We start from the raw sequence: 18271 nt of genomic DNA, 5'->3' as shown, positions 1-18271 counted from the left end.
CGTGCCGTACGACCTCGGCGCCACCGCGCGCATGACCGCACAGTGCCGGGACCCGGACGGCACGGCCACCACCGCGGCCACCGCCGTGGTGACGGTGACACTGCCCGACGGCAGCACCGCCACCCCGGCCGCGGTGGAGACCACCACCCCGGGCACCTACCGCGCCGACTACGTCACCGAGCAGCCCGGACGGCACACCGTCCGCTGGCAGTTCACCGGCCCGGCGCACGCCTACACCGACGTCCTCGACGTGCGGCCCGAGCAGTCGCCGGCGCTGTTCTCCCTCGCCGACGGCCGCGAGCACGTCAACCTCAAGAACACGCGCGAGGACGACGAACTCCGCTACTGGATCAACGTCACGACCCGGGCCGTCGAAATTTTCACCGGCCCGGTCGTCGTCCGGCCGGTGACCGAGGACCACCACATGGGCGGGGCGCAGTCCCTCGCCCTGCGGCAGCGGCCGGTCCTGGCCGTGACCGCCCTGGTGCCGCTCCTCGACGGCGGCACCACCTACGACCCCGACCGGCTCAACGTCGACAGCGTGGCCGGCATCGTCACCCGCAAGGACGGCGGCCTGCTGCGCGGGCCGCTGCGCGCCACGTACACCGCAGGGCGGCCGGTCATCCCCGACAACATCACGGGCGCCGGACGCATCATCCTGCAGCACCTGTGGCGCACCCAGCGGCCGTCCCGTGGCGGCGCCCTCGCTGGCGGCGGTGACGACTACAGCGTGACCGAGTCGATCCCCGGTCTCGGCTACGCGATCCCCAACCGGGCCATGCAGCTGCTCGCCCCGGACGACCAAGGACCAGGACTGGCATAGATGGACTCCCGCATTCCCGAGGTCATCGAGACCCTTGTCCAGCTCGGCAAGACGGACCCCGAGTTGGTGGACGTGACCGTTGCGGACGGTCCGGAAGTGTCCGACACGGCAGCCGAGGACTGGCTGGTCGTCGGATTCGACGGCGACCCGACCGGCGATTTCGAAGCGGCGCAGTCCGTCGCCGAATACGTCGGCCTCGGTACCCGCCGGGAGGAGCAGTTCCAGATCACCGTGGCGGCGATCTCCAACCGCGGCGACACGGACATCGTCGCCGCACGAAAGCGGGCGTACGAGATCGGCGGCCGCGTCGTGGCGTGGCTGCACGCCAGCCCGAGCCTGGGCCTGGCCGAGCTCGAGGCCAGCGTCGGGGCGACGCGGCTGGTGCAGGACCAGACAGACCAGGGCGCGTCGGCTCGGCTGCTGCTGACCGTCGCCGGCCGTGGATTCATTTAGGGAGGAAGCATGGCCGCATTGACCACCGCGGTGATGCCGCTTACGGGCGGCGCCATCGCATACACCGCGGCGGCGGGGGGCGGGGACACCTGCCAGACCGGCGCCGGTGTGCTGCTGCTCGTCAAGAACGGCGACGCCAGCGAGCACACGGTGACGATGGTGACGCCGGGCACCGTCAACGGGCTGGCGATCGCCGACCGGCCGATCCCGGTGGCGGCCGGCGCCGTCGTCGGCATCCCGGTCAACCAGGACTACCGCAACCCGTCGACGGGGCGGGCGTCCATCACCTACGACGCCGTCACCTCGCTCGAGGTCGCCGTCGTCCGGGTGCCGGTCTGATGGCCGCCGTGAGGATGACGCACCCCGATCTGCCGGAGCAGCCGATCGAGGTGGATGAGCTGTCCGTGCCGCATCACCAGGCGGCGGGATGGCAGGTCGCTGAGGACCTGCCGCAGGAACCCAAGCCCACGGCCAGGCGCCGTCGGCAGACCACGCGAGAGGACGAGAGCTGATGGCCACGCCGATCAACCCTGCAACCCGCTACTACCGCCGCGGAACGACCAAGGTGCTGTGGCTGCCCGCCATAGCCAACAAGGCGGCACCGACCCGGCCCGAGATCAACGCCGGGACGGCGCTCGAGGGCGAGACGGGCGCCATGGCGGGATGGCAGACCACATCCGCCACCGTGCCCACGCCCGCCCTCGGCAGCCGTTTCACACCGACGGTCGGCGGCGAGATCACCGCCGCCGACTCCAGCCTCACGTTCTGGGCGGACAAGGGGGGCCAGGACGTTCGCACGCTGCTGCCCCGCGAGGCTCGCGGGTTCGTCGTGTGGATGGACGAGGGCGACGTCCCGGGCCAGACCTGCGACGTCTACCCCGCACAGGTCACCTCGCAGGCCAAGGTGAGGGAACTCGACGGCGCCGCCCAGATCATGGCGCAGTTCTCGATCACGTCCGAGCCCAGCGAGAACGCGCCCATCCCGGCGGCCTGACCATGGCCAGCTCGGTACAGATCCTGGGCACCGGCCAACTCGTGACGCTGTCCCGCCGCATGCGTGCGGCGGGCGGCGCACGGCTCCGCCAGAACATGACGCGCCGGATCCGGCGCGCCGCCGAGCCCCTGCACCGCGAGCTGCAGGGCGCGGTGCGAACGATGCCTCTGCAGTCGGAGGGGCGCAAGCGGAACAGGCACGGGCAGATGGGCCGCGGCGGACCCACGCCGACGACACGCCCGTTCCGGCCGATGCTCGCCGGTGGCGTGCGGCTCTCAGTGCGAACGACGAGTAGCCCGGGCGCGCGTGTCTGGATCGATCGCAGCCGGATCGAGCCGAAGGCCAGGAACGTGCTGGGCCAGATCAACCAGACCGGTCGGCTGCGGCACCCCGTGTTCGGTAACCGCAGGCGCTGGGCGAACCAGCGCTCGCAGGCCGGTTGGTGGACGCGCAGGGTGCAGGCCGGCGTGCCGCGGATGCGGGCCGAGGTCGAACGAGTCCTGGGCGACGTACGCCGGGACCTTCAGTGAGAGCAGGAATCACATGATCATCAGCTACACGCAGAACGACGGCACAGTCGAGCAGCGGGTGAACACCGACGACCTGTCGGCGCTCGAGGCCGCCGCCATCGAGGAGGCCATGGATGACGTCCCGTGGCGGGCCATCGAGGCGCGGCTGCAGGCGCAGGACCCCACCGCGATGCGCGCCGTCCTGTGGGTTGTCCGCCGCCGCGACGAACCCGACCTCGAGTTCGGGACGTTCGATGTCCCCGGGTGGCGCAGGCGCCTCAAGGCGCGCATCACGCGCGACGAGATCGACGACGCGCTGACCAACATCATGCGCGAGGCCCTCGCCAAGTCCGAGGACTCCATGATCGACGTGGTGACCCCGCACCTGCGGAAGCTGGCCGTCGATCCGGACGACGTCGACCGCTGCCTCGACGCCCTGGGAAAAGGCCACTTGACGCGCCGCCACCGGGACTCCGAGGACTGATCACCGAGTACCGGTGGCTCCTCGCGCACTACCTGCACATCCGGCCCTGGGAAATCTGCCGCCTCACCCGCGAGGAACTCGAGTCGGCCGTGCAGTGGATACAGCACCACGTCGCAATACGCTGAGGAGGTGACATGGCTGAGCGCCTGACGTTCACCCTCGCCGGCCGTGACGAGCTGAGCCGGGTCATGAACGGCACCGCGGACAGCGCGGACCGGCTGCGGCTGCGGCTGGCCGGTATCACGGCGGATGCCGACGGCAACTTGAGGAACCTGCAGGGCCAGTTCATGTCGCTGGCCGATGCGCAGCGATCCGTCGACGACCAGTCGCAGACCGTCCGGCGCAGCATGGACACGCTGTCGGACGCGTCCGGCAAACTCGGCGACTCCCTCAAGGCCAACGTCATCAGCCTCCTGCCGGCTGCGATCCCGGCGGCCGCGGGGTTCGCGAGCTCGGCGGCTGCTGTCGCTGGGCAGTTGGGTGCGGTCGGGGTGGCGGCCGGCGTCTACGCGCTCGCGCTGGGCCCGCAGATCTCCGCACTCGGCGAGGCGCGCGATGCACAGGAGAAGTGGGAGGAGGCCGTCGCAGAGTCGGGGGCCACCTCGCAGGCGGCCGTCAAGGCGCAGGTCGCCTACCAGCGGCAGCTGGAGAAGCTGCCACAGCCGACGCGTGAGGCGGCGATCGCCGTCGGCATCCTCAAGAACAACTACCAGGAATGGTCCGACTCGCTCGCCGGTGACGTGATGGCCCCGTTCACCAAGGGCGTTGCCGTCGCCAACACGTTGCTCCCCACGACGACCGGCCTGGTCAAGGGCGCGTCCAGCCAGTTCGACCGGTTGATCACGCTGGTGGGCGGCGCGATCTCCACCCCGGGGTTCGACGCGCTCAACAGCAGGTTCACCACGTTCACGAACCAGACCCTCGACCACGGCATCGACCGGCTCACCGTGTTCCTGGCCAAGCTCCAGAGCGGGGAGTACTCCGGCGGCGGCCTGCGCGAGTGGTGGGACTACGCCCAGTCCGCCGGCCCCCTGGTGTTCGACACGCTGGAGAACGTCGCCGACGCGCTCCTCAACGTGCTCGAAGCGGGCAGCGGTGTCGGCGTCGGGATGCTCGAGGTCATCAACGTCCTGAGCAATGTGGTGTCGGCGGTACCGCCCGAGGCAATCGCGACCTTCCTGCAGCTCGCCATCGCCATCAAAGCCGTCAAGCTCGCGGCGGCGGGCGGCGCTGCAGCGAGCGCAGCGATGGCCGCGCTCGGCGTGCAGATCGGCGCCATGCGCGCCTCGGCGGCCGGAGCGCCCGGCGCCCTCGCCGGCGTGGGCGCGGCAATCACCGGCCTGTCCCGCACGGCCAAACTCGCCCTCGCCGGGACAGGAATCGGGCTGCTACTCATCACCCTCGGCGAGCTGTCCTCAGCCAGCCAGGAACCGCAGCCGGACATCGACCGGCTGTCGACCTCGCTCGTCAACCTGGGCCGGTCGGGCAAGGTGTCAGGCGAGGCGCTGCGCCTCTACGGCCAGGACCTGAGCGGACTCGGGGAAGCCTTCCAGCTCGCCATCGACCCCGAGGGCATCGACCAGTTCCAGCAGTCCCTCACCAGCCTGATCGGCATGGACTCGACGCCGGTGAAGAACGCGAAGGAGGACATCGACGCCCTCGACGAGGCGCTGGCCGGCCTGGTGTCGAACGGGCAGGCCGACATGGCGGCGGCCGCGCTCGACAAGGTCGTGGCCAATCTGGAGAAACAGGGCTTCACCTCGGACGAGGTGCGCGGGCAACTCGACGCGTACAAGGCCGCACTGGCAGGGCAGGCCCTCGAAGCGGAGCTGGCGGCCGAGAGCATGGGGCTGTTCGGCGCGCAGGCGCAGCAGGTGCAGGGTGAGCTCGACGCTCAGAAGGCCAGCGCGGACGGGTTGCGCCAGAGCATTCAGGCGCTCAACGACGTCAACCGCCAGGGCCTCGACGGCATGATCGGGTTCGAAGCGTCGATCGACGCGGCCACAAAGGCCGCCCAGGAGAATGCCGGCGTCCTCGACATGCAGGGCGGCAAACTCGTCCTCAACTCCGAGAAGCAGCGCACCGCCGCCTCTGCGCTCAACGACCTCGCGTCGAAAACCGACGAGGCCACGGCGTCGGCCCGGGAGTCGGGGGCGTCGTGGGAAGAGGTCAACGGCATCTATGAGCGGGGCCGGCAGCAACTCGTCCAGAACGCCATGCAGATGGGTCTCACGAAAGCGGAGGCCAAGGCTCTGGCGGACCAGATCCTGTCGACGCCGGACAAGACAGCGAAACTGCGCGGCAACATGGAGGACCTGCAGGCCAAACTGGACGAGGCCAAAGCCAAGCTGAAGACAGTCCCCGACAGCCGCAAGGCACAGGTGCGCGCCGACATCAACCAGCTCGAGCGGCAGATCGAGGCAGCCAAGCGGCAGATGGACGGGCTGGACGGGAAGACGGCCACCACCTACGTGGTGACCAACTACATCGTGCAGGGCGCCACCGGGGAAGCACGTAACCGGAAGAAGCTGCGGCCGGGCAGCTACGCATCGGGCGGGGCGATCCGGGGGTATGCCGACGGCGATGTGGTGGTCGTCCCGTTCGGCGGTCCGATCACGGGCCCGGGCACGTCGACGTCGGACAGCATCCCGGCGTGGCTGTCCGATGGCGAGTACGTCATCCGGGCGTCCGCGGTGGACCGGTACGGGACCGCCCTGTTCGACGCGCTCAACGCCGAGCGGTTCGCCGGCGGCGGGTACGCCGGCGGCGGGTTCACGTACTCACCGACGGAGTCGTCGGCAGCGCGGATCTCTCTGGGGACGGTGTCGTCCTGGTACGACAAGGACGTGCAGCGGCTGCGGGATGCGTGGTCCGATCTGAACGAGGCACTGCGGGATCAGGCGAAGAAGAGCACGGCGGCGACCCGGAAGGCGGTGGCCGAGGCCCGGCTGGCTGTGGCCTCGGCGGACCGGGCGCTCGGGCTGAAGGCCGGGAGCAAGGTCTCCGGGTTCAGCCTGACCGGCTACGCGAAAAACTTGGACGAGGCCGTCAAGAAGTCCGCGTCGTGGGAGCGCAACCTGAGCAGGATCGGGAAGCGGGCCGGGGCCGACATCGAGGAGACGCTGCGGGGCCTGGGCGAGTCGGGCCGTGCCCTCGTCGCCTCCCTGGCCAAGGCGTCCGGCAAGCAGTTCGCCGAGATCGTCAAGAACCTGCGGAAGTTGGCACCTACGGCGGCCGCGACTCTGGGCGACTACACCCGGCAGCTCGGCGCGGCCACGTCCGGAAGTAAGAAGTTCCAGGACAACCTCCTGAAACTGGCGGCCTCCGGACACGGGGACCTGGCCATGCGACTGGCCGGGCAGGGCGATGCCGAGGCCATGGCACTCGCCGCCGCGGCGGTGAAGTCTCCCTCGGCAGCGAAGAAGGCCAGCGCCGCCGTCAAGGCCAACGAGAAACTGCTGACGGCGGAAGAGCTGGAAGCCGCTGCGCTGATGATGGGCGCGTTGTCCCGAAAGGGAGCGACCGTCGAGGACGTGGTGAAGGCCGGGGTGAACTGGCCGATGCTCGTCAGCCTCGCGCCCCGCTACGCCAAGCAGATCAAGGCGCTCGCCGGGGGCAGCACGTTCGTGAAGGGGATGAAGGACCGCGGCATCACGCTGGCCGAGGGCGGGCTGCTGCTGGGGCCGGGCACGTCGACGTCGGACAGCATCCCGCTGTGGGGGTCGACGGGCGAGTACATGGTCAAGGCCGCGGCCGTCTCTAGGTACGGCGTCAAGTTCATGGACGCCCTGAACCACGGCAAGGTGCCGGTGGGCCGGGCCGCGCGTCCGGGACTGCCGGCGGCGCCAGCACAGGCGGCGCCGGTGGCGGGCAGGGACCGGCCGTCGGTGACGTACAACCTGTACCCGCGGGCCTCAGTGATCAGCGCCAGCGACCTCGAGCTGATCACGCGGCAGGAAGAAGCGCGCATGCGCGTGGGGAGGCCAGGCTAGATGCCCCTGATCACAGCACCAGTCGTCATCCCGGAGCAGCCGCCGGGTGAGGTCCCGCCGCCGATCGAGATCCCGGAGATCGGTTACGCCAGCATCACGTACATCGATCCCACCGGGACCCGGTGGCCGATGACCGACCTGGCCGGCGATTGGTACACGCTCGCCGATGGTGTGTCCGGGCTGGGCGCGACCCGGTACCTGCTGACCTCGGACCCGCACCCGAGGGGCGGGACGAGGGTGCGGCACGTCCAGCCGCAAGCGCGCACCATCGTGTGGCCGCTGTTGGTCAAGGGGGCTGATCACCTTGCGTTCACGAAGAACTGGAGGGACGTGGGCGGCGCGTTCCTGCGGACGCTGCGGCCTGGGCCGGACGGTCGGCCTGTGTCCCCGGGCGTGCTCGAGGTGGCACGCCCGGACGGCACGGCACGTCGGATCGAGGTCGTCTACAGCGAGGGCTGGGACGGCCTCGGGCAGGCGGCGACCGGGATCACTTGGGACAGCGCGGTCCTCACGCTGGTGTGCGAGGACCCGTACTGGGCGGACGTCGTGCCGCAGGAGGTGCACCGGGAGACCGGCGTACAGGTCGACTACCTCGCGCCGTACCCGTCGGTGTCCAGCTCGCAGGTGCTGGGCGCCACCAGCGTGGTCAACTCGGGCGCCGTCGACGTGTGGCCGACGTGGAAGGTCAGCGGCCCGGCGTCAGCGATCACGTTCACCCGGGACGACACCGGCGACGCCTTCACCCTGAACATGACCGGCACGGCTCACGGGCCGCTGCTGGAGGGGGAGACCGTCACGATCTCCACCGACCCACCCCGGGTCCGTTCCCACACCGGCGAGAACCTGGTCGGCGGACTCAACTGGCCCAGCGCCGTGCTGTGGTCCCTGCCGCCGGGCGAGACGCCGGTGACGTTCCAGCTCGACGGAGCCGACGCCGGTAGCGCCGTCGACCTCGTCTTCTACCCGCGGTACGAGACCGCGTGACGGAGGTGAGCGATGGCGCTGCAGTTGCTGGTCACCGACCGGAATCTGAATGTGGTCGGTGACCCGCTCGACGGGTGGACCTCCCTCGCCTGCGACCTCAACTTCAACAAGCCGGCGTCCGGGCAGGTGGCGTTGCCGGCGCGGCCCGAGGTGATGCAACTGCTGCAGCCCGGGCACCGCTTGGTCGTCGTGCGGGACAAGGCGGTTTGGTGCGCGGGCCCGATGGAGGAACCGCAGGACTACGCATGGGACCTTGAGGCCAACTCGGGCGGAACAGTGAACGTGCGGTTCAGCGACGACTTGGCACGGGTGGCCGGCTACGTGGCCTATCCCGAGCCCAGCAAGACGTTCGCCGCGCAGGACACGGTCACCGACCGGCACCGGGTCTTCACCTCGCAGAACGCCGAGACGATCATCCGCACGTTGGTGTCGGAGAACTGCGGGCCCGGTGCGCTGACGGCCCGCCGTATTCAGCGCCTGGTCCTCGACGGCGTCGCCGGCGTCGGCGGCAACCGGTCGCTGTCCACGCGGTTCGATCCGCTGCTGGACGCCTGCCGGGAGGTCGCCGCCACCGACGGGCTCGGCGTCCGCACCCGGCAGGTCGGCGACGAGATCCGGTTCGGGGTGTACGCCCCGCGGGACCTGACCAGCACCGCGCGGTTCTCGAGCGGCCTGGGTAACCTGCGCTCCCTTCGGTTCACGATGGGCGCGCCGACCGCCACGTCCGAACTGGTGCAGGGGGGTGGTGATCCCGATGACGCCGCGACCCCGCCCAACATCCGCGTCTACCGCGAGGTCACCAGCGGGCACGCCGCGGACTGGTACCGGGTCGAGAAGCTCATCGACAAGACCGGCACCGAGAGCGACATCGACGGGGAGCTCACCCAGGCCGGCACGCTCGCCCTGGGCGAGGACAACCCGCAGGCATCCCTGTCCACGGTGACGGTGGACACCGAGGACCTGCGCGCGGGCCGGGACTTCTTCCTCGGGGACCGGGTGACGGTGGCACTGCCGACCGGGCTGGAGATCGCCGACGTCGTGCAGACAATCCGGCTCGAGGCCACCCCCGACGAGGGCGAGCTGGTCACCAGCGTGATCGGCAACTCGGACAAGACGACGATGACGGCCACCGTCCGCACCGTGCGGGACCTGGCCCGCAGGCTCGGACGACTGGAAGTGAGGTAGTAATGGCGCAGAGTTCATGGCCCACCCCGGCCGACAACCGGGCGGTCACCGACGTGCAGCACGAGGCGCTGGCGGCGCGCTTCTCCGATGACGGGATCTACGGAAGTCCGGCAGACACCGCGGTCGTGACCGCAGGCGTGGGCCTGTCGGTGGCCATCCGGGCGGACGTGCACGCCAGCCTGCGCGGCCACGGCTGGACGTCCGGGTCCACGGGCGAAACCCTCCCTGTGGCGGCCAACGTGGCCGGTGCGTCCCGTATCGACTGGGTCGTGCTGCGGCTGGACCGCACGGACTGGACGGTACGAGCCCGCATCAGGCAGGGAACCGCAGGCGCGGGTGCGCCGCCGCTGGTCCAGAACACCGGAGCCACCGGCATCTACGAAGTCCCCGTCGCCCGGGCGACGATCCAGCCCGGGGCCTCATCGGTGACCGTGACCCGCGCCGAGCAGTACGTCGGTGCCCGGACCCGACCGTGCACGTCGACCACCCGCAACCCGCACCCGATCGTCGGCGAAACCTGTTTCGAGACGAACACGGGAATCATGCGGCTGTGGACCGGCAGTATCTGGCAGTCCGTGTTCGACGACTCCGGCCAGATCATCGTCGGCTCGCCCCTGTCGCCGTGGAACAGCAATGCGGAGCACGTGCTGCAGCGCCGCAACGGGTCGGTACATCTGCGGCTGGGGAGCTGGACGCGGGAGGGCGGCACGCTAGCGGCAAACACCGAGTCCCGCCTGCCTGTGCTGATCCCCAGTGCTTACCGGCACCCGGACCGTGATCAGTACGGCGTGGCCTACGTGACCGGCGCCCGCATCGCCCGCTTCATCATCTACGCGGCGAGTACCGACCGGCCCGGGCAGGTGTGGCTGACCAACAAACCGACTGTCGCGCGCGGCGAGTCCGTGCTGCCGGTCTCCGGAATCAGTTGGGTGGTGTGACATGGCGCGCTTTCAGTTCGGCCGCGGTATCGCCGACTATGTGGTGCAGCCCAGCGACGGCCTGTGGGGCATCGCCCCGAACGTGGTCGTCACGTTCTGGGACGGGGCGACCGAGGGAACCCAGTACACGGACCTGCTCGACGCCGGCAGCGAGCCGATCACGGAGGTCACCACCGATGCCCAGGGGCTGATCCCCCGGCTGTCCGGGCCGGACGAGGTCAGCGGCATGTGGGCCGAGGCCGGCGGCGGCACCCGCGCGTGGATGCAGGGGCACAACACCGGCGGCGGCGGGGGCGGCGGGGGCCCGGCCGGATCGGTGCAGGACTGGCTCAACGTCCGCGCGTTCGGTGCGGCCGGCGACAACGTCACCGACGACACCGCGGCGATCCAGGCCGCGCTCGCCGCCTGCCCGATGGGCGGCATCGTCTACCTCCCCGCCGGCGCCTACCGCACCTCGGCTCCGCTGACGATCCCGCCCGCGGTCACCCTGCAGGGCACCCACACCAACCTCATGGCGGTGCCGGGCCTCGTCGACCCGCCGTGCTACATCAAGCCGCTGGAGTCGTTCGTCGGCGCCGCGGTCATCATGTTTCTCGACCAGGCCGAGGGCGGCTACTCGACGATCAGTGCCGAGCACCGCGTCCTGAACGTGATGATCGACGGCTCGGCAGTCAGTACCCCAGGCATGGACGGGATCCTCGCCAAGGGCAACGTGCAGAACGTCGCGCTCAGGGACGTCACGATCCGGCGGGTCACCGGCGCAGGCATCAACACCGCGTTCAACGCCGGGTTTTTCCCCTACTCGTGGCGCTGCCACCGGGTCATGGTCGACAACAGCGGGTGGCACGGGTTCGCCGTGCAGGTGATGACGGACGTCACTCTGATCGACTGCCAGGCCATCGGCTGCGGGGCGAATGGCTTCGAGATCAACAACGCGGCCAACAGCCAGATGATCGGCTGCCGCGCCGAGTGGAACAACAACAACGGCATCCACGTCACCGGTGACTGGGCGACCGGCACCGGCTCCGGCGGCATGCTCATCGGCGACTGCAGCACGGACCGCAACGGGCACAACGGTGTCCTGGTCGACGCGGTCGGCAACGGCCCCATCCAGATCGACAACCTGCACACCCGCCGGGACGGCCGTAACAACGGCGCGGGCGGCGGCGGGTACGCCGGCCTGAAGGCCGACGGCGCGGCCATCCCCGTGATCGTCGGGCTGGTCACCTGCTACCCCGGCACCGACGACAACGGCACCCAGGTCAGCAGCCCGCAGTACGGAGTGCGCGTCGAGGACTCCACACTCGTCATCGTCAACGCAGGGATCCTGCACGCCGCTACCGCGGGCTGGTCCGACGGCGGTGGCAACACAACGCTGCGTCGCGGACCGAACATTCAGGAACGCACCGGCACGACGGCGGCCCCGGTCGACACGCCGCCCCGGCCGTGGACGGCCGGCCCCCTCACGGTCCAGGGCGATTTCTCCGTGACCGGGATCGGCCGTCTCGCCTGCGCCATCAAGGCGACCGACACCCCGGCCACCAGCAACGCCACGCCTGCAGCGGACCCGCACCTGTCCCTCCCCGTGGACGCGGGCGCCACCTACGACGTGGAGATGGTGGCGGTGTGGAGCACGGGCGGCGGCGGGTTCCGCGCCGGGTGGACGGTCCCGGCCGGCGCCACGATGGTGTGGACCGACAACGACGGGGTGGGCGTCACCACGGCCGCGGGCGTGGTGACGTTCACCGCGACGACCGGCACCACTCTCAAGGGCACGCTGGCCGTGGGCGCGACGGCTGGCACGTTCGGGCTGCGCTGGGCGCAGAACACCTCGAACGCCGCGGCGACCACCTTGCGCGCCGGTTGCTCGCTGAAGCTGAAGCGCGTCGCCTGAGCGGGCGGCCCGATGGCCGTCACCCCTCGAGTTCCCTTACCAGCCCCGGGCCGTTGGCCCGGGGCCGCTCTATGCCCTGGGAGAACCCATGAAGCTGGTGACCCGCGTCAACTGGGGCGCGCGCCCGTCCCGTTACGACCTCGCCTACATTGCCAGCACCGGCGGCGTGAAGGCGCATTACGAGGGCACGTACGTGCCCAAGTCCCTGGCGGCCGCCGACGCACACAGCACGTGCGCCGGCCGTATGCGGGACCTGCAGGCCAGCCACCTGAACCACCCGACCGAGGACTACAGCGACATCGCCTACAACGCGGTCGTCTGCCCGCACGGCACGGTGTACGAGGGGCGCGGCCCGCACCGCCGCACCGGCGCGAACGGCACGTCGGCACTTAACGCTGCCGACTACGCGGTGTGCGCGATGCTCGGCGCGTCCGGCCTGGTCCTCCCGCCGGACGCCATGCTCGACGGGATCGTCGACGCCATCACGTGGCTGCAGAACGCGGGCAAGGCCGGCGCCCGGGTGCGTGGCCACCGCGACGGCCACCCCACCGCCTGCCCGGGTGACCCGCTGTACGCATGGGTACAGGCCGGTGCCAAGCGGCCGGACGGCACCGGCCCGCAGACCGGCGGCAGCGTCGAGGTGCCGAGCGCCGGTGGCGTCGCCCGCTACCAGGTGAAGATCAGCGGTCTGGCGTACGGGTACGGCGCGAAGGGCACGCACGTCACCGCGGTGGGCGAGGCCCTCGTCGACGGGGGGTTCGGCCGGCACTACAAGGTCGGGCCCGGGCCCGAGTGGACCGACGCCGACACCCTCAACTACCGGGAGTTCCAGCTGGCCATGGGCTACACCGGTACGGCCCCGCACCAGGACGCCGACGGCGTGCCGGGCGAGGTGAGTCTGCAGCAGCTGCTCGGCAAGCTGCCCGGCAGGACGCCCGAGAAGACCGTGACCGCGCCGCCGTTCCCAGGCCGGTCCGCGTTCGTCCTCGGCAAGACCAACCCTGCCGTCACCGTCCTCGATGGCGGCCTGATCCGGAAGGGCTACACCCGGTACCACGACGGCGACGGCTACCAGGCGGGCCCCCGGTTCACCGAGCACACCCGCCGCAACGTCGCCGACCTCCAACGCGCCACGCCCGCTCTGGCCGGTGACCCTGACGGCTACCCCGGCCCGCTCACCTGGCAACTGCTGCTCTCCTGATGAAAGGGCATCATGATGAACTTGTTCCCCAGTCTCATGCGCACCCTGGTGCCAGTCGTCGTCGGCCTGGTCCTGGCCCTCGCCGCCCGCATCGGCCTGGACCTCGACGACAGCATCATCACCGCCTACGCCACCGCCGGACTGACCGCCGGGTACTACGCCGGGTTCCGCGGCCTCGAGGTCCTCGCCGGACGGCTCGCGTGGCGGCCGCTGCAGCTGCTCGCCGGCGTCGCCCTCGGCTGGGCGCGGCCGCCGTCCTACGACACCGGCCCCGGCGTCTACGACCGCGAGCTGCCCGGCACACTCGACGCGCTGCGACGGGCCAGCGGCCACGGGGACCCGAGGTGACGGCGGGGCTAAGCGACAGCACCGGCGTGCCCGCGATCGACGCCGCGGTGATCTGGAGCCTGGCAGTGGTGGCGATCGCCGGCGTGCTGGCTCTGGCCTGGCGCGCTGTCCGTGGCGTGCGCCGGATCGCCGAGCGCCTCGACGACTTCGTGGACGACTGGAACGGGGTGGGGCCCAGGCCGGGTGTGCCGGAGCGGCCCGGGGTCATGACGCGGCTCACCCAGATCGAGGGCCGTCTCTCCTCGATGGAACACGAGCTGCAACCGAACTCCGGCCAGACGCTGCGTGATGCCGTCAACCGGGTGGACCGCCGCACCCGCGACCTGGCGAACGACGACAACCAGTAACGATGCCCCCTGCACGGCCCGTTGTGGCCGTGCAGGGGGCATCGTTGTGTGCTCAGCCGGAGCCGGGCATCTGTAGCACGACGGCCCCCGATCGTGAAAATCGGGGGCCGTTCGGCGTACCGTTCTGAGTGCGACCAAAGAACGGAGACTCCAGTATGCCCGAGCAGTCTGCCCCCGCCACCCTGACCTTTGGCCAGCGCGTGAAGCGCGCCCGTGAGCGCACGGGCCGGACCCGCGCCTACGTGGCCAGCGTCGTCGACCAGTCAGTGGAATGGGTCAAAGCAATCGAGACAGGCCGAATCGCCATGCCCCGACTTCCCAAGCTCATCCGGCTCGCCCACGCCCTGGGTATCGAGGACATCGCCGAGCTGATCGGTGACGAGCGGATCGCGGCCGCCAAGTACACCAAGGCCGCGCACACTCATCTGCCCGCCATCAGGCAGGCCCTGACCACCTACCAGCTGCGGCCGTCCGACCGGGAGCCGGAGCCTGCCGATGTCCTCGCCGCCCGCGTGCGGGCCGCGTGGAAGCTGTGGCACGACGGCGACGAGGCGCACCCCGTGGGCCGTGAGGTGGTGGGCAACCGGTCCCGCATCGCCCACCTGGTGCCGGAGTTGCTCGCCGATGCTCAGCACTCGGCCCGGACCCTCGAAGGGGCCGAGCGCCGGCGCGCACTGGTCGCGCTCGCCGAGTCCTACCATCTCGCCCAGCTGTATCTGTCCTTCCAGCCTGCGCCGGAGCTGGTCACCCTGACTGGCGACCGGGCCATGACGGCCGCGCAGGAAGCGGACCGGCCCGAGGCGATCGCCGGCGCAGCCTGGTACATGAACCACGTGCACCGGGACGCCGGCGAGGCCGCCGAGGCGCGCGTCGACCTGGCCGAGCAGGCGGTCACCCTGCTGTGCGACGAGGACAACCCCGAGCACATCGCCCGCCGCGGGCTGCTGCACCTCGCCGTGGCCCTGTCGTACGCGAAGACGGGGCAGGCCGGGGACTGCTGGCGGTACTGGGACAAGGCCGACCAGGCGGCGCGCAAGCTCGGTAAGGCCTACGCCCACCCTTGGCTGATCTTCGGGCAGGGCATCGTCGACGGCTACGCCATCACGATTCACAACGACCTGATGCAGCCGGCCAAGGCCGTCGAGGTCGCTGATGCTCTCGAGCTGCGGCGGATTCCCTCGGCGACTCGCCGCTCCTATCACCTGATCGAGACGGCTCGGGCGTACGGCATGCTCGGCGAGAGTGTGGCCACGGTGTCCCTGCTGGGCAAGGCGCACAAGGAGTCGGTGGAGACGATCCGCTTCAACCTGCACACCCGGAGCGTGCTGCCGGAGCTGGTGAAGACCGGCCCGCAGATGGTGCGCGATGACGCGCGGACCCTGGCCGTGGAGCTGGGCCTCCCGCTGTGATCGTTTAGGGGGTAGGAAAAGTACCCCCTGCAAGGGGGGTAGGACCTGTACCTGTTGCCCACCTCACATCGCCCTACCGTCAGTAACGAACCGATCACTGGCGTGGGGAGTTGTTGTGACCGCCTTACCCGAACCCAGGGCCCTGCGGCCCGTCGAGACCGGCCTCGGGGTGCTCGTCCACCCCACCGCTGACCGGCGCCTCGCCGTCGAGCACTGGCTCGCGTCCGCCCACAAGGCCCCGGAGCGGGCCCAGCAGGAGTGGCGGACCACCGGCATGACACTGCTGCCCATGGGCACGCTGCTGTCCGCCGTGCGCCTGCCCGCCTCACTGGTGGTCACGATGGCCGGCGGCCGCGCCCCGTCCAAGCACACCGACGCGTTCCTCGACGAGGTACTCGAGGGGCCCGTGATCTGCGACCCGCGGCACGAGCAGTATTACGCGCTGGTCCCGGCCAGCATGCCGGCCACATGGCACCAAGCGGCCGAGGAATGGTCAGCGAACGACGACGTCGAATGCCTCGGCCGCGGCTTCTACCTCGGAGTGCCGCGCGTCGACCGGCTCGAGCCGGGCCACGACATCCACGCCTCGTACTGGTCGGTGTCGATGCCGTCGGCCGGCACCCTGTGCGCGCCGCTCAGCGTGGCCCGGCTGATCGCCGCCGCTCGCGCCGTCAGTGAGGAGGCGCCGGAGTGAAGGGGCGCCTCCCGCTGATCGCGTACCTGGCCGTCCTCGCCGTGCTCGGGGGCCTGCTGGTTTGGGGCATCGCCGACTGCGGCTGACTTCTCCTGCCGGCGGCGCCCTAGGCGCCCCATACCCCCCGCCCCAGGACAGCACAGTGGCCCCTGGGGCGGGGTGCACGACGGTGCGGAGACCGCCTCTCCGAGAAGCGGAAACATTGGAGGTCAGATATGGACAGGACGAACCTGTACGAGCTGCCCGCAGCCGTCGACGCCCCGGCACGGAAGTGGTGCGGCGGAAACCTGGGCGGTGACAACGAGACCTGTATGACCACCGCACCCCTCACCGGCATGGACGCGTTCGTCGTCGGCGACTCGAAGCCGGAGGGCGCCGGGCACCAGCTGCGCATGACCGGTGCCGAGCTCGACGCGTTCGCGCTGGAGTGGGCCCGCAGCCGGAGCCTGGCGCTCTAGGCTGACCGCCCGCCGCACGTACACCACGGGCCGTCCCGCTGTCGCGGGGCGGCCCGTTCGGGAAGGACACTCATGATTACCGCACCCGAGCAGCCGAGGCTGACCAGCCAGAATTGGGCCGGTCACTGGCACGGCTTCGGCCCCTGGACCGGCTCCCCCGAGAGCTACTTCAAAGAGGGCAACCGGCGGCCCGCGCACACCATCCAACCTGCCTCTGAGTCGGACCACGCCACCCGCTACCGGGAAGCAGCTGGGGAGTTCGCCACCGGCAGCGTGCCCCCGCTGATGAGCGGGCACTGGTTGATGAAACGTGGGCAGGCCGCCCACGCCCGAACCTGGACGACCGCCAGAGACGCTGTCGACTGGCTCACGCAGCGCTACCAGAGCACTCCGCCGTTCGAGCGTTCCGACGGCCTGCAGGCGTACGAAGGCCTGGATGCCAAGATCGCCTGCGCCCTCGATGCGCTCCCCCGGGGCGGTGACGTCAGCTGGGTTCACTACACCCAGTCTCGAGGCCTGTTCTCCGTCTCGGTCGTGTGCTGTCCGAACCTCCATCACCCGGACCTTGTCTGTCCGTTGCCGCCTTCGTGACCCCGAGGAGACACCCTCATGTCGCTTCGTTTGCTGCTGCCCCCGGAGGGGGTGGCTGACCTCCTGGCCACCTGGCCCGACGAACCCCGTGTGTACGAGCGCGGGCGGACCAAGGTGGACGAGGCCATGAGCCTGGCCTGCTTCAACGAGCTGATCGACACAGGCTGTGCGCCGCCTGATGAGATCGCCGTCATCAAGGCCGGTCCCTCCAACCGGACCGCGTTCCTGACGAACGGCCGTACGGACCCGGGCAAGCTAGGCCGGCTGCGGGACCAGGGCTACACCATCCGCTTCGGGAACATGCAGCGTTGGCTGCCCGCCTTCCACCGCATCTCGCAGGGCATCCAGCAGGAGACTGGCCACTCGAACTACATGCACGCCTTCCTCACGCCCGGAGGCGAGCAGGGGTTGCTGCACCACTGGGACCAGCAGATGGCTGTCATCGTGCAGGTGGCCGGCACCAAGAGCTGGCAGTTGTGGAAGCCGCCCGTCGACGCCCCGATGCGCGAGTACAACGAGTCCTTCCGCGTCTGGCGCCCTGAGTACATCTCCCAGTGGGAGGCGGCCGGGCCGGATATGACAGTCGAGCTGGAGGCCGGGCAGACACTCCTGCTGCCGCGCGGCTGGGTCCACAACCCGCACGCCCTGGACCACAACGCGCCCAGCCTGCACCTGACCTTCGCCATCCGGGAGCGCACTCCGCTGTGGCTTGCTGAACAGCTCCTCGCGCGGGCGATCGAACAGTCGGACTTCCGAGGCGTGGTCCTGCCTGCAGACCTGGAGCAGCCGGTACTTGCCGACCGGCTGAGCACGACCAGGCGGGCGCTCATCGCGTTCCTCGACGGGTTGGATATGGCCCAGATGGCGGGCCTGGTCCGTGAGGCGGCTGTGACCGAGCTGGAGTACACCACCTGAGTTCTGCCAGCCTCAAGCTGGCCCCGTCCATCCGCTGTCCCTCGGCGGGTGG

At 70.4% G+C, this 18271-nt stretch carries 20 protein-coding genes; all 20 read left to right on the top strand.

Features of this window, described 5'->3' with window-relative positions; genetic code table 11:
- The first annotated feature begins 1 nt into the window (after window position 1).
- The 20 genes from ACFYQA_RS17310 to ACFYQA_RS17215 all read left to right on the top strand — a co-directional run bounded on the left by ACFYQA_RS17310 (window position 2) and on the right by ACFYQA_RS17215 (window position 18219).
- Window positions 2-823, top strand: coding sequence for a hypothetical protein (locus tag ACFYQA_RS17310; RefSeq protein WP_388917925.1), 822 nt, complete (start codon window positions 2-4; stop codon window positions 821-823).
- Window positions 824-1276 carry a hypothetical protein gene (locus tag ACFYQA_RS17305; protein WP_388917922.1) on the top strand — a complete coding sequence of 151 codons (453 nt, stop codon included), beginning with the start codon at window positions 824-826 and terminating at the stop codon, window positions 1274-1276.
- Window positions 1277-1285: 9 nt separating this feature from the next.
- On the top strand, window positions 1286-1615 hold the full coding sequence (locus ACFYQA_RS17300; RefSeq protein WP_388917919.1) for a hypothetical protein: 330 nt from the start codon (window positions 1286-1288) through the stop codon (window positions 1613-1615).
- Window positions 1615-1788, top strand: coding sequence for a hypothetical protein (locus ACFYQA_RS17295; protein WP_388917916.1), 174 nt, complete (start codon window positions 1615-1617; stop codon window positions 1786-1788). The genes ACFYQA_RS17300 and ACFYQA_RS17295 overlap by 1 nt, the downstream gene beginning before the upstream one ends.
- Window positions 1788-2270, top strand: coding sequence for a hypothetical protein (locus ACFYQA_RS17290; RefSeq protein ID WP_388917913.1), 483 nt, complete (start codon window positions 1788-1790; stop codon window positions 2268-2270). Before ACFYQA_RS17295 ends, ACFYQA_RS17290 begins: the two co-directional genes overlap by 1 nt.
- A gap of 2 nt (window positions 2271-2272) precedes the next feature.
- On the top strand, window positions 2273-2800 hold the full coding sequence (locus ACFYQA_RS17285) for a hypothetical protein (RefSeq protein WP_388917910.1): 528 nt from the start codon (window positions 2273-2275) through the stop codon (window positions 2798-2800).
- 13 nt (window positions 2801-2813) lie between these two features.
- Window positions 2814-3263: a hypothetical protein gene (locus tag ACFYQA_RS17280; protein ID WP_388917907.1), complete on the top strand. Its 450-nt coding sequence runs from the start codon at window positions 2814-2816 to the stop codon at window positions 3261-3263.
- A gap of 134 nt (window positions 3264-3397) precedes the next feature.
- Complete coding sequence (locus ACFYQA_RS17275; RefSeq protein ID WP_388917904.1) at window positions 3398-7255, top strand: hypothetical protein; 3858 nt, start codon at window positions 3398-3400, stop codon at window positions 7253-7255.
- A complete protein-coding gene (locus ACFYQA_RS17270; protein ID WP_388917901.1) occupies window positions 7256-8239 on the top strand; it encodes a phage tail protein in 984 nt (327 codons plus the stop codon).
- 12 nt (window positions 8240-8251) lie between these two features.
- Window positions 8252-9424 carry a siphovirus ReqiPepy6 Gp37-like family protein gene (locus ACFYQA_RS17265; protein WP_388917898.1) on the top strand — a complete coding sequence of 391 codons (1173 nt, stop codon included), beginning with the start codon at window positions 8252-8254 and terminating at the stop codon, window positions 9422-9424.
- 2 nt (window positions 9425-9426) lie between these two features.
- Window positions 9427-10362, top strand: coding sequence for a hypothetical protein (locus ACFYQA_RS17260; protein ID WP_388917895.1), 936 nt, complete (start codon window positions 9427-9429; stop codon window positions 10360-10362).
- 1 nt (window position 10363) lies between these two features.
- Window positions 10364-12256, top strand: a complete 1893-nt coding sequence (locus ACFYQA_RS17255; RefSeq protein ID WP_388917892.1) for a glycosyl hydrolase family 28-related protein — start codon at window positions 10364-10366, stop codon at window positions 12254-12256.
- A gap of 88 nt (window positions 12257-12344) precedes the next feature.
- Window positions 12345-13457, top strand: coding sequence for a peptidoglycan-binding protein (locus tag ACFYQA_RS17250; RefSeq protein ID WP_388917889.1), 1113 nt, complete (start codon window positions 12345-12347; stop codon window positions 13455-13457).
- A gap of 21 nt (window positions 13458-13478) precedes the next feature.
- Complete coding sequence (locus ACFYQA_RS17245; RefSeq protein WP_388917886.1) at window positions 13479-13805, top strand: hypothetical protein; 327 nt, start codon at window positions 13479-13481, stop codon at window positions 13803-13805.
- Between the two features lie 26 nt (window positions 13806-13831).
- Complete coding sequence (locus ACFYQA_RS17240) at window positions 13832-14152, top strand: hypothetical protein (protein WP_388917883.1); 321 nt, start codon at window positions 13832-13834, stop codon at window positions 14150-14152.
- A gap of 155 nt (window positions 14153-14307) precedes the next feature.
- The gene (locus ACFYQA_RS17235) at window positions 14308-15561 is read left to right on the top strand and encodes a helix-turn-helix domain-containing protein (RefSeq protein ID WP_388917881.1); all 1254 of its coding nucleotides are present in this window, start codon (window positions 14308-14310) and stop codon (window positions 15559-15561) included.
- Window positions 15562-15676: 115 nt separating this feature from the next.
- On the top strand, window positions 15677-16255 hold the full coding sequence (locus ACFYQA_RS17230; protein ID WP_388917878.1) for a hypothetical protein: 579 nt from the start codon (window positions 15677-15679) through the stop codon (window positions 16253-16255).
- A 215-nt stretch (window positions 16256-16470) separates the two neighbouring features.
- Entirely contained in the window at window positions 16471-16713 is a 243-nt protein-coding gene (locus ACFYQA_RS17225) for a DUF397 domain-containing protein (RefSeq protein WP_388917875.1), read from the top strand.
- 72 nt (window positions 16714-16785) lie between these two features.
- Window positions 16786-17304: a hypothetical protein gene (locus ACFYQA_RS17220; RefSeq protein WP_388917872.1), complete on the top strand. Its 519-nt coding sequence runs from the start codon at window positions 16786-16788 to the stop codon at window positions 17302-17304.
- 18 nt (window positions 17305-17322) lie between these two features.
- Complete coding sequence (locus ACFYQA_RS17215) at window positions 17323-18219, top strand: JmjC domain-containing protein (protein WP_388917869.1); 897 nt, start codon at window positions 17323-17325, stop codon at window positions 18217-18219.
- Window positions 18220-18271: the final 52 nt, after the last annotated feature.

Source organism: Streptomyces sp. NPDC005774, from assembly GCF_042871645.1.
Taxonomy (GTDB): domain Bacteria; phylum Actinomycetota; class Actinomycetes; order Streptomycetales; family Streptomycetaceae; genus Streptomyces; species Streptomyces pratens.
Note: the sequence above shows the minus strand (reverse complement) of the source record. Positions and strands in the feature narration are given on the sequence as shown.

Excerpts from the sequence above, each read along its gene's own strand:
- ACFYQA_RS17225 (WP_388917875.1), top strand. The coding sequence starts at position 16,471 with ATGGACAGGACGAACCTGTACGAGCTGCCCGCAGCCGTCGACGCCCCG.
- ACFYQA_RS17300 (WP_388917919.1), top strand. The coding sequence starts at position 1,286 with ATGGCCGCATTGACCACCGCGGTGATGCCGCTTACGGGCGGCGCCATC.
- ACFYQA_RS17215 (WP_388917869.1), top strand. The coding sequence starts at position 17,323 with ATGTCGCTTCGTTTGCTGCTGCCCCCGGAGGGGGTGGCTGACCTCCTG.
- ACFYQA_RS17275 (WP_388917904.1), top strand. The coding sequence starts at position 3,398 with ATGGCTGAGCGCCTGACGTTCACCCTCGCCGGCCGTGACGAGCTGAGC.
- ACFYQA_RS17250 (WP_388917889.1), top strand. The coding sequence starts at position 12,345 with ATGAAGCTGGTGACCCGCGTCAACTGGGGCGCGCGCCCGTCCCGTTAC.
- ACFYQA_RS17265 (WP_388917898.1), top strand. The coding sequence starts at position 8,252 with ATGGCGCTGCAGTTGCTGGTCACCGACCGGAATCTGAATGTGGTCGGT.
- ACFYQA_RS17305 (WP_388917922.1), top strand. The coding sequence starts at position 824 with ATGGACTCCCGCATTCCCGAGGTCATCGAGACCCTTGTCCAGCTCGGC.
- ACFYQA_RS17255 (WP_388917892.1), top strand. The coding sequence starts at position 10,364 with ATGGCGCGCTTTCAGTTCGGCCGCGGTATCGCCGACTATGTGGTGCAG.
- ACFYQA_RS17290 (WP_388917913.1), top strand. The coding sequence starts at position 1,788 with ATGGCCACGCCGATCAACCCTGCAACCCGCTACTACCGCCGCGGAACG.
- ACFYQA_RS17270 (WP_388917901.1), top strand. The coding sequence starts at position 7,256 with ATGCCCCTGATCACAGCACCAGTCGTCATCCCGGAGCAGCCGCCGGGT.
- ACFYQA_RS17285 (WP_388917910.1), top strand. The coding sequence starts at position 2,273 with ATGGCCAGCTCGGTACAGATCCTGGGCACCGGCCAACTCGTGACGCTG.
- ACFYQA_RS17260 (WP_388917895.1), top strand. The coding sequence starts at position 9,427 with ATGGCGCAGAGTTCATGGCCCACCCCGGCCGACAACCGGGCGGTCACC.
- ACFYQA_RS17220 (WP_388917872.1), top strand. The coding sequence starts at position 16,786 with ATGATTACCGCACCCGAGCAGCCGAGGCTGACCAGCCAGAATTGGGCC.
- ACFYQA_RS17235 (WP_388917881.1), top strand. The coding sequence starts at position 14,308 with ATGCCCGAGCAGTCTGCCCCCGCCACCCTGACCTTTGGCCAGCGCGTG.
- ACFYQA_RS17295 (WP_388917916.1), top strand. The coding sequence starts at position 1,615 with ATGGCCGCCGTGAGGATGACGCACCCCGATCTGCCGGAGCAGCCGATC.
- ACFYQA_RS17280 (WP_388917907.1), top strand. The coding sequence starts at position 2,814 with ATGATCATCAGCTACACGCAGAACGACGGCACAGTCGAGCAGCGGGTG.